Annotated in this window: 14 protein-coding genes; 6 read left to right on the forward strand and 8 right to left on the reverse strand. The window is 36.8% G+C overall.

The window, feature by feature from the left end:
- Positions 1-58: 58 nt before the first annotated feature.
- The 3 genes from H6F47_RS15860 (at position 59) to H6F47_RS15870 (ending at position 2753) form a co-directional block, all read left to right on the forward strand.
- Positions 59-550, forward strand: coding sequence for a GNAT family N-acetyltransferase (locus H6F47_RS15860; RefSeq protein ID WP_190649960.1), 492 nt, complete (start codon positions 59-61; stop codon positions 548-550).
- A 69-nt stretch (positions 551-619) separates the two neighbouring features.
- Entirely contained in the window at positions 620-1717 is a 1098-nt protein-coding gene (locus H6F47_RS15865; protein ID WP_190649962.1) for a hypothetical protein, read from the forward strand.
- A 10-nt stretch (positions 1718-1727) separates the two neighbouring features.
- The gene (locus tag H6F47_RS15870) at positions 1728-2753 is read left to right on the forward strand and encodes a hypothetical protein (protein ID WP_242027409.1); all 1026 of its coding nucleotides are present in this window, start codon (positions 1728-1730) and stop codon (positions 2751-2753) included.
- 119 nt (positions 2754-2872) lie between these two features.
- Here the strand turns inward: H6F47_RS15870 and H6F47_RS15875 are convergent, their stop codons facing one another.
- Positions 2873-4180, reverse strand: coding sequence for an aminopeptidase P N-terminal domain-containing protein (locus H6F47_RS15875; protein ID WP_190649964.1), 1308 nt, complete (start codon positions 4178-4180; stop codon positions 2873-2875).
- 380 nt (positions 4181-4560) lie between these two features.
- On the opposite strand from H6F47_RS15875, the gene H6F47_RS15880 reads away from it, so the two are divergent.
- Both H6F47_RS15880 and H6F47_RS15885 read left to right on the forward strand, forming a co-directional pair.
- Complete coding sequence (locus H6F47_RS15880; protein WP_096571599.1) at positions 4561-5817, forward strand: VCBS repeat-containing protein; 1257 nt, start codon at positions 4561-4563, stop codon at positions 5815-5817.
- A 32-nt stretch (positions 5818-5849) separates the two neighbouring features.
- Positions 5850-6104, forward strand: coding sequence for a hypothetical protein (locus H6F47_RS15885; protein ID WP_190649966.1), 255 nt, complete (start codon positions 5850-5852; stop codon positions 6102-6104).
- On the opposite strand, the gene H6F47_RS15890 is transcribed toward H6F47_RS15885, so the two are convergent.
- The 5 genes from H6F47_RS15890 to H6F47_RS15910 form a co-directional block, all read right to left on the reverse strand.
- The gene (locus tag H6F47_RS15890; protein WP_190649968.1) at positions 6101-6868 is read right to left on the reverse strand and encodes an MBL fold metallo-hydrolase; all 768 of its coding nucleotides are present in this window, start codon (positions 6866-6868) and stop codon (positions 6101-6103) included. The two genes, H6F47_RS15885 and H6F47_RS15890, sit on opposite strands and share 4 nt — an antisense overlap.
- Before the next feature lie 3 nt (positions 6869-6871).
- On the reverse strand, positions 6872-7471 hold the full coding sequence (locus tag H6F47_RS15895) for an aminodeoxychorismate/anthranilate synthase component II (RefSeq protein ID WP_137668606.1): 600 nt from the start codon (positions 7469-7471) through the stop codon (positions 6872-6874).
- A 150-nt stretch (positions 7472-7621) separates the two neighbouring features.
- A complete protein-coding gene (locus H6F47_RS15900; RefSeq protein WP_190346174.1) occupies positions 7622-8077 on the reverse strand; it encodes a diacylglycerol kinase family protein in 456 nt (151 codons plus the stop codon).
- Between the two features lie 148 nt (positions 8078-8225).
- Entirely contained in the window at positions 8226-8708 is a 483-nt protein-coding gene (gene ybeY / locus H6F47_RS15905) for an rRNA maturation RNase YbeY (RefSeq protein WP_347239091.1), read from the reverse strand.
- A gap of 106 nt (positions 8709-8814) precedes the next feature.
- Complete coding sequence (locus H6F47_RS15910; protein ID WP_096572817.1) at positions 8815-8970, reverse strand: DUF3285 domain-containing protein; 156 nt, start codon at positions 8968-8970, stop codon at positions 8815-8817.
- 6 nt (positions 8971-8976) lie between these two features.
- Between H6F47_RS15910 and H6F47_RS15915 the strand changes: the two genes are divergently transcribed.
- Complete coding sequence (locus H6F47_RS15915; RefSeq protein ID WP_190649988.1) at positions 8977-9138, forward strand: hypothetical protein; 162 nt, start codon at positions 8977-8979, stop codon at positions 9136-9138.
- On the opposite strand, the gene prfB is transcribed toward H6F47_RS15915, so the two are convergent.
- Together prfB and H6F47_RS15925 are read right to left on the reverse strand one after the other, a co-directional pair.
- Positions 9092-10205 (reverse strand): peptide chain release factor 2 gene (gene prfB, locus H6F47_RS15920; protein WP_190346175.1). Its coding sequence is split into 2 segments (ribosomal slippage): positions 9092-10132 and positions 10134-10205, totalling 1113 coding nucleotides; the frame shifts between segments, so codons are not numbered across the junction. The two genes, H6F47_RS15915 and prfB, sit on opposite strands and share 47 nt — an antisense overlap.
- 49 nt (positions 10206-10254) lie before the next feature.
- Positions 10255-10407 (reverse strand): hypothetical protein, encoded by a 153-nt coding sequence (locus tag H6F47_RS15925; RefSeq protein WP_206755150.1) that lies wholly within the window; start codon positions 10405-10407, stop codon positions 10255-10257.
- Positions 10408-10512: the final 105 nt, after the last annotated feature.

The raw sequence follows: 10512 nt of genomic DNA on the forward strand, positions 1-10512 counted from the left end.
AATTAATGGGGATAGTGTCAACTGTCCCTATTTTTTTAAACATATTCCATTTAAAAGTATGAACAAGCCAAATATTAGAATTAGACAAGCAAATATAGCTGATCAGCAAGGTGTGACAAAGTACGCCATCCAATTAGTTTATCAACATCAAAATTTTAATCCCTTGAGGTTTACCACATTTGAAAATCATGAACAACAGCTTTATGATTTTTTTGCCGAACAAATTACCAACCCAAAAGCAGTTGTTTTAGTTGTGGAAGTAGAAAATGAAATTGTGGGTTATTCCTTTATCCGGTTAGAAGAAAGCAGTTTTGTGGATATTGCACCTGAAGCAGCATGGCTGCATGATATATACATTGATGAATCAGCGCGGGGAATGGGAGCAGGAAAATTACTATTAGATACTTCTATAGATGCAGCAAAAAAGTTAGGTTCACAGGTATTAATTCTGCAAGTTGCTGCACAAAATGAATTTGCAAAGAAGCTATTTGAAGCTAATGGATTTAAGGTAGCAACTTACGAAATGATGATGAATTTAAATGAAGGGTGAAAATACAGGTTTAATCAATCAAGAAACTGATGAGATATAATTTGATTAACACACAATATGGATCTATCTATGAAATTCAAGTTCAAGATAATTGATATTCAAGAAGATACAAATCTTAATTGCTACTCTGTGCTTACAGTGGTGAGCATTCGTGATTTTATAGAATTTATTCAACCTATTCACAAACAAAAAGGAAACCTTGATGATCAAAGAGAAGTTTTGCAAACCAGGTCTGCAAAAATTATTCGTAATCAAATGGTCGAAGATTTAAAATATGGAGCAATATTACCTCCTATAGTATTAGGAATTATTTGTAATGAAGATATAAATGACAAGAATTTTTTTAATTTAATTCAAGATCAGCAGAAAATTAGTATTTTAGATGGAATGCAAAGAATACAAGCTATAAAAGATGCAATTTTTCAAAAAGAAATTACTCATAATTTAAGAGTTGAGTTTTGGTTTGCTTCAGATGAATCTGCTTTATTGTATAGAATGTTGGTACTCAATTCTGGTCAAATTCCTTGGGGACTTGATAAACAATTGGAGGTGGTTTTTAAACCAATTTTACAAAATTTAAAAGCCACTATTCCTAATTTAGAAAATCTAATTTCCAAAAAAATATATAAACAATCAGAAATTGTAGAATTATTTTTGGCATTTACTTCTAGAAAAGTTAGAATTGACAAAAAACAACAATTAGCTGAATATCATGCAGCTTTGGATATTATGATTTTGATTCGGGAAAGATCAGCACACACTATTGGTAAATTTGAGGAAATCTTTAGATTAATGACTGAAATTGATCAATTACTTGAAGAAATTGAAAATCGTTATGTTTTCGATAATCAAACTGCAAGAATTGGTTTTATAGTAGCTTGTGCGGAAAAAATATTTGGTTTATTAGGAAGTAATCTAGAAAAACAATATTCACAAATAGAAAGTAATTTTCATGATATAAGATTAAAACTATATAAAATTAAAGATAAAATTGCTTGTCAGAGTATTGAACAAAATTATAACTTTCTTGCATTGGATATTCTCAAAGAAAATTTACGTTCTATCCCGAAAGAAAAACATAGACAAGCATTTTTAGATGGGTTCAAAGTGATATTTTCTGAACCTGAAATTAATTCTTTTGCTGTTTGCTGGCATAAAATGTACTAAAAATAAAAATATGACAAGAAATATAATAAACTCAATCAAAAAAGTTGTAGAAAAAATACAAGCTGTTGTTAATACACCAGAAAAATATACTATTGATGGTGATGAAACTTGTAAACACTGGTTAGAATATCTAAAAATTGATAACAAAATACGGTTATTCCCTAATTTTTATAGTTCCTGGATAAATTATGAAAATGAGAATTATTTAGTATTAGTCAATCATAAATTTTTATCCCATATTCCCTATTTTTTGCAGGAAGAAAATATTAATGCAGGTGCTTGGGTAGGTATTGTTGATGAATTAGAATTACCTCTGATTGGAGATACTGATATATTACAAGAAATTTTAGAAAGTGATTGGGAAATAAATCCACGAGGTTTTAAACAAGTCCAGTTTGATACAGTAGTAGGTAATTATAGTTTAAAAGATTGTTTCTCTAATATTTCCTTGTATAAAATAATTGGTAGATTTACTCAAAAAGAAGAATTAAATCAAATTACAGGTATTTCCCTAACCGAAAGTAGAAATTATTGTTTATTACCATATAGTCCAGAAGTATTGCAAGAGTTTAAAAACACCTTTGAAAATGGGAGTAAATATATTCCTTTTGAAAATATCCTAGCAAGTTATGTAGCCTCAGATTTCAAGTTTGCTTATTTGGATTTGTATAGGTGTATAGAAGGATTACAACCTCTCTATTTTTTAAAAGATTTTTATGATAAATTGGCATTAAACAATAAATCTATTCAAGATTTTTATATTGATTTTTATGAAACTACCAAATTAGAACCAAAATTAGAAGATTCTTTTAAAAAACTACTTGACTCAATAAATATAAATTATAAATATGCCGATAAACAAAACTATAGCCCAGATAAGTATTTGTATAGGCTAAGAAATCAGATTGTTCATTTGCGTCCACAGCAAACTAATGATTTAATACCCAAATCCATTGATTGCTGGAACCTGTTAATGTTAGATATGCTCACAATAATTCAAAATTTATATGTAGCTAATAAAAACTTATTAAGTTGAATTATTTTTAATTTGGTTGTTATTTACCAAAAAGCCAGGGTTGGGTTTTTTGAACCCTACCCACTACTTGAAAATATAAACCAGATTCCCAAATTTCTATCAGAAGTCGGGGATCTATATCATCTCTCTACATCCTTAATTTCCTTCGCAACTCCCGCAGTTAAAACCTCATTTCCAGTAGCAGTAACCAACACATCATCCTCAATTCTAATCCCAATTCCCACCCAACGCGGATCAATTGCTGGTTGATCTTCTGCTGGTTCAGTATCAGGTACAATATATAAACCCGGTTCTATGGTTAAAACCTGTCCTGTTTGTAAAATTTGCGGGTTTTCTCCATGTTGATAAACTCCCACATCATGCACATCTAACCCTAACCAATGACTCGTTCTGTGCATATAAAATGGTTTATATTTTTCCTCTTCTATTAATTTATCAATCTCTCCTTTCAATAAACCCAATTCTACTAAACCTTCTGTTAAAATCCGCACTGCTTTTTTATGAGGTGCATCAAAAGCATTACCTGGTTTAACTTCTTCTATCGCCTGTTTTTGTGCTGCCAATACTATTTCATATAACGCTTTTTGTTCTCCTGTAAATTTCCCACCTACGGGAAATGTTCTGGTAATATCTGAATTGTAATAACCGTAAGCACAACCAGCGTCAATTAATAACAATTCGTTTTCTTGCATCTGACAATTATTTTCAATGTAGTGCAGAACGCAAGCATTTCTTCCCGCAGCAACAATGGAAGGATAAGCAGGACCCATCCCACCCCTTAACCGGAAAATATGTTCTATTTCTGCTTGTATTTCATATTCATATCTTCCCGGTGCGGTAATATTTAAAGCGTGGTTGTGTGCTTCCACTGCAATATCCGCCGCTTGACGCATTAAGTCTAGTTCGGTTTTACTTTTATGTAATCTCAAACTGTGTAAAACTGTGCTGGTATCTTCTATCCCTGTGGGTCCTATTCCCCGTTTGGGATAGGTACGCAGTAAACGTTGGTAATGTTTGATAATTTTTTCGTTGAAATTACCATCCCGTCCAATATGATAATATATCCGATCTGCTTTTTCTAAATATTGCGGTAATTTCTCATCTAACTCTGCAATAGGATAAGCTGCATCTGCACCATAAATTTCCTTTGCAGCATCCACCCCGCAACGATAACCATTCCAAACTTCCTTTTCTTTATCTTTGGGTTGCACAAACAAAATAAACTGATGTTCTTCGTGATGGGGTGCTAACACTGCTACCGCTTGCGCTTCGTTAAAACCAGTCAAGTAATAAAAATCACTATCTTGTCTGTAAACATACTCGACATCGTTGTGCATGACTGCTGTGGGTGCGCTGTGAAAAATCGCTGTTCCTTGCCCAATTTTCGACATTACCTGTTCACGACGTTGCCGATATTCTGATTTCATAGCCGATTTACCTTCAAAGATATAGTGTTGTTTTTAACTTTAGCAAAGTTACTCAGTAAAGTTTGTAATTGCTAATCTCAATTATTTTAGCCAATTTTGAATTACTCAGATCCCCGACTTCTTCAACGGGGATCTAAAGGTATTGTCAACAAAACAGGATTTGATGCTTAAATTCTGACATTGATCAACAAAAAATAAAAGTTTTTTTGATTGCTCATGGATAACTTTTAATTTTTCATAATTCATCATTTTCAACATCTCTAAAATATCTATAAACAATAACAATTGTCCGTTATTTTTTTTAGTAAATGTTTGTTATTTACAGAATCTTTATTTTCCATAAATTAAAACTTTATATTAATTACTCATAAAAACAGACCATGCCTAGTAAATCAGGATTAGATTTAAATACAACAAGTTGGGCGGTAGAATCTCGCCAAACATCACAAGATTTGACAAGCCCTCTTGATATCTCACTGCCCGGTGGTGGTAGTTCTGCACCTTCACCAGCAGATTCATTATTGCCCCAAATGCCAAGTGATTTACCTACAAATAATCTACCCACATTACCACCTTTAAGTGCTAACCCAAATCCCAATCCTTATTTAACCAGTGCCGCCATTGTTCCAGATTTCAATGGTGATGGAAAAACTGATAAAATGTGGGTGAATGTCCAAACAGGTGAAATTTTAGTGCGCCTGATGAATGGTACAACAGTTATTGAACAGGCTTCTTTAGGTACTTATGACCTATCAACCTGGAGTTATAAAACTGCTGATTTCAACAGCGATAATAAGACAGATTTCTTATTACGCAATGAACAAACTGGTGAAAATGTAGTTGTCTTAATGGATGGAACAAGAGTTGCTAGTTTCCTGACATTAGATAGAGTTGATCCAGGTTGGAAAGCAGAAATTGGCGATTTTAATGGCGATCGCAAAACCGATATTTTCTGGCGTAACAACACCACCGGTCAAAATGCTATTTGGCAAATGGACGGAACAACTGTAGTTAGTGCCACTGTTTTAGAAACCACAGATGTAGCTTTAACAGCAACCATCGTTGACTTTGATGGTAACGGTAGAAGCGATATTTTCTGGCGCAATACTACCACCGGCGAAAACACAGCTTGGTTTATGGATGGTAGCGAAGCCACCAAATACAATTTACAATCTCAAGATGTCTCTTGGGGTTATTCTCTTGGAGATTTCAACGGCGACTTAAAGACAGATATTTTGTGGCGCAACACTGCAACCGGTGAGAACAAGATTTGGACAATGAACGGTATTTTTGTTACCGAAGGTGTTGTTAAATCACTGGGCGAAGGTTGGACTGCTAAAATTGGTGATTTCAACACCGATGGTAAAACCGATATCTTCTGGCATAATGCCACAACCGGCGAAAACACAGCTTGGTTAATGGATGGTACTAGCATCAGTTCTGAAGCCTTCTTACCCAGCAACACCCCTGGTTATACCGCATCTCTTGGTGACTTTAACGGTGATGGTAAGACTGATGTTTACTGGAGAGATCAACAAACAGGTGCAGATAAAATCTGGACTATGGATGGAACAATCGCTACTGAAACACCTATTGCTGATGCAGATAAGCTAACTCCAGAATGGTATACAGCATAAGTGATTGGGGACTGGGGATTGGTGACTGGTGATTGGGAAGAAAAAACTTGATCCTCACTCCTGTACGGGCGAAGCATTCGGGCGATAAATTATCAATTTTTATCCCAGGTTGTTTTCCGAATGCTTCGCCCCTACGACTCCTGGAACTTCTGACTCCTGACTGTTGCTATATCAAGATTTTCAGAATTAAGAATTATTTGCAACTAAAAATTAGCGATCGCACTTTTGATTTAATCTCACAGAAAGGCGATCGCTTTTTGTTTCCAGTCTTGTTTTCACCAAGTTAAAACTTATAACTCAAAACCTGAATTTCCGTATTTTCTTTTAAATTCCCAGAAGCAATATTCACCGTATCCCCATTACTCCGGCGCACATTCACACCCGACATTAAATTCAGAAAATCATCCACAGGTGTAATATCACAACTATTGGGATCAGCGGCTTGAGTGCGATAATGGGTAGGAATCACCAACTTAGGATTTAACACCCCCACAGCTTGTTTTGCTTCTTGGGCATTATAAGCTTTAGCACTACCACCCACGGGAACTAAAGCTACATCAGGACGACCCATAAGGATTTTTTGTTCAAGAGAAATAGGTGCAGCTGCCCCACCCAAATGTAAAATATTAATTCCCCCCTGAGTCCATTTCCAAGCAGTATTTTTACCAAATTGTCTGCCACCTTTGCGATCGTGATCTATAGAAATTCCTTGAAACTTCAAACCTTTAAATTCATACACACCCGGTTCATAAATCAGCTTAGGATTTCCCGGTAGTCCTTCCACCGCACCCTCATCTAACAATTGACTGCTAATCATTACCAAATCCGCTACAACTTTGGGGGGACGATAACCAGCAGTACAACCAACTGTCCGAAAAGGATTGACGAGAATTTTTACACCCCCACCAGTAAAGAAAAAGCAGGTGTGACCCAACCACTGAACTGATACACCACTAGATTGGGCATTAACTGGCAGGTGAGAACTGAAATTAGTAACTAAAGCAGTTGCTAAACCAGCACCAGCATAACCCAATAATTCTCGTCGTTTCATGAATCACTCTCTTACCTGTAATTGTTCCAGAAAATTTCTGAGTAACTGCTTACCCGCAGCAGTTAAAACACTCTCTGGATGAAATTGGACTCCCTGAATGTGAGGATAGTTCCGGTGCTGTACTCCCATAATTGTCCCATCTTCCACCCAAGCGGTGATTTCTAATACTTCCGGGCAAGTCTCACGGTCAATCACTAAACTATGATATCTGGTAGCTGTAATAGGATTTTCTAATCCTTGGAAAACCCCTACTCCCTTATGAGATACTAAGGAAGTTTTACCGTGCATCAATTCTGGTGCGGAAACAATTTTACCACCAAATACTTGACCAATACTTTGATGTCCTAAGCAAACACCTAAAATTGGTAAACTAGAACCCAGGTTGGCAATTACATCTAAGGAAATTCCTGCATCTTCTGGACGACCAGGACCTGGGGAAATTACCACTGCATCTGGTTTTAAAGCCTTGATTTCCTCTACAGTGATTTTATCATTACGAAAAACTTTTAAATCAGCAGCAACTGGGAAATCTACGGCTAGTTCTCCCAAATATTGTACTAAATTATATGTAAAACTATCGTAATTATCAATAACTATAATCACAATTTGTACCTAAGACAATTTTAGATTTTGGATTTTGGATTTTGGATTTTAGATTTAGGTTGGTAATTGGTAATTGGTAATTGGTAATTGGTAATTGGTAAAAAATCCAATTACATCAATCATATCGAAAATTGCACTGTTAGAACCCCTTTAAATAGTAGTTATGATTAAAGCTAATAAAGGGGGAAGTAAAAGTATAGCAGCCACTAGCAAAGCTACAAAAGCAGATACCAGTACAGCCCCAGCAGCGCAATCCTTAGCGATTTTAGCTAAGTCATGGTAAGTTTGCTTAACTGTTAAATCTACCAAAGACTCAATCGCTGTATTCACTAACTCCAACGTCAACACCAAACCGCTAGTAATAGCAATGATAGCTATTTCTACAGGTTTTAGGTGCAAAAAAAGACTCAATGCGATCGCAAAAGAGCCAACAGCTATATGAATCCGAAAATTGCGTTGAGTGTGAAAACTATAGCTGATTCCAGCCCAAGCATACTTAAAACTCACAAATAAATTAGAGGCTATTTGCCAGGAAAACTCCCGTTCTTTAGACACAAGGGTTGGTAAGCGCTTTGGTGTTGCTGATGGGGAAACTTGTTGGGACATATACTGGAGAATACAAATCTTATCAGGTGGTAATCTTGATTAATTTTAAGGGTAGAATAAAAGTTTGAGGGAATTTTAAAGAATTTGTGACAATAATTTTGAATTTTGTAATCATCGCCACCCAATGTCAATATCCTGTCTACATCCGCTATTTTAAGTTAACAATAATACCTACCGAATGTAGTAAAATTATTTGTTTTTGTAACATTTCCATCAAACTTTCCTCATCAGGATGATCCCAGCCTAAAAGATGCAATAACCCATGAGCAGTTAACCAAGCTAACTCTGTGGTCAAACTATGTTCCTGTTGTTCAGCTTGACGAGCAGCAGTATCTATAGATACAATAATATCACCCAAGTACAAAGGTTGAGCAGCCAGCATTTCCTCGGTTTGGGGGAAGTTGTTTTCTAAGGCTGCAAAGGCTAAAACATCTGTGGGTTTATCTTGTTGACGATATTGGGCGTTTAATTCTTGAATTTCGGCATCATTTGTCAAACGCAGCCCGATTTCATAACTTAAAGCCTGTGGAAGTTCAGGAGTGAGAATTTCCAGCCATTTTTGAAACCAGCTTTCCCAGATGTTTTCCGCTACAACTGGGGAAGACTCTTGATCACAGTTTTCTATAAATATTTCAAGTTTAGGGGGTTCAAGTTTAGGGGGTTCAAGTTTAGGGGGTTCAAGTTTGGGGGGTTCAAATTTAGGGGGTTCAAATTGAGAAAGCACGCAATCACCTTTGTTAGCGAGTGAGGTAAGCAAGACCAACTAAGACAGCTAACAATCCTACAGCAGTTAGTCCAAAATGTTTGAGGGATGTGCCACCTTTTCTTACCATGTTTCGCATGGCTAGTTTGACGTAGCTGGGTTTGGGTTCGTTTGCAGGAGTATTGCTCATGATTTTTTGATTCATCTGTCTACATATAACTTTACATCATTTGGGCATTGGGCATGGGGCATTGGGTTATTCATCCTCCCAGTCACCAGTCACCAGTCACCAGTCACCAGTCACCAATCACCTAAGCCTCTACCAATTGATTTTCTTGCCGCAGATAGGCTTGAATGAAAGCATCAATTTCACCATTCATCACGTCAGTAATGGCGGTTGTTTCCGTATTTGTACGTAAATCTTTGACCATTTGGTAAGGATGAAAGACATAGTTACGGATTTGGTTGCCCCAGGAAGCTTCTACCATATCACCGCGAATTTCGGCGATTTCTTGGGCGCGTTGTTCTTGGGCAATGACTAATAATTTCGCTTTGAGACGGGCTAGGGCTTTTTCTTTGTTTTGCAGTTGAGAACGTTCTTCTGTACAACGCACAGCTAAACCTGTGGGGATGTGAACTATCCGCACTGCGGTTTCCACTTTGTTGACGTTTTGCCCACCTTTACCACCAGAACGAGACGTGGTGATTTCTAAATCTTTCTCTGGTATTTCCAATTTTACAGAGTTATCTATTTGTGGCATAACTTCCACCCCGGCAAAACTGGTTTGTCGTTTACCGTTGGCGTTGAAGGGGGAAATTCTGACTAGGCGATGAGTACCAGTTTCCGAACGTAAGTAACCATAGGCATAACGACCTGTAATTTCTAGGGTAGCTGATTTAATGCCCGCTTCGTCGCCTTCTGATTCTTCGGCTAATGTTACCTTGTAACCGTGGTCTTCTGCCCAACGGGTATACATCCGCATGAGCATAAATGCCCAGTCTTGGGCATCTGTGCCACCTGCACCGGCGTTAATGGTTAAAACCGCACCTTGAGAGTCATAAGGACCCGATAGTAATTGTTGTAATTCCCACTGGTCAAGGTCACGATTTAATTTAGTAACGGTGGTTTCTGCTTCTTGTAGTAGTGCTTCGTCGGTTTCTAGTTCTAATAGTTCAACGACTGCTTTTGTATCTTCTAGATTTGCTTGCCATTGATAATACTGATCCAGGTGAGATTTCAGATCGTTGAGTTCTTGTAATGTTTGTTGTGCCTGGTTTTGGTCGTCCCAAAATTCTGGCTGGGCTGATATTTGTTCTAGGTCTTGAATTTTGGCTTTGAGTGCAGGTACGTCAAAGATAGTCCTGGGTTTTACCCAGGCGGCTAGACAACGTTTCGATTTCGCGTTTGAGTTCTAGGACTTCCATAGTTGAATCAAGTTTTGGGCGAATATAAGGCGCAATGATATGGCTACACTTACCGTACAGTATACGCTACTACACAAATAATGTCTACCAGAGTGGACTGGTGAGTTGAGCGATCGCTGTTGATATTTTTGATTTTAGCTGTAGTTGGAGAATTTTTGGGAAAACCACTGGTGTTAATTACCGAATCCACAGTTACCAACAAATTAATTAGACCTGTCCGAAATATATAACGGAAAAATGGTAGAACGGTAAATGGAAAATATACCGTGGTTCTACCAAAGATGAAAAATATTACCAATTATATACA

The sequence above is a fragment of the Sphaerospermopsis sp. FACHB-1094 genome, from assembly GCF_014696195.1.
Taxonomy (GTDB): domain Bacteria; phylum Cyanobacteriota; class Cyanobacteriia; order Cyanobacteriales; family Nostocaceae; genus Sphaerospermopsis; species Sphaerospermopsis kisseleviana.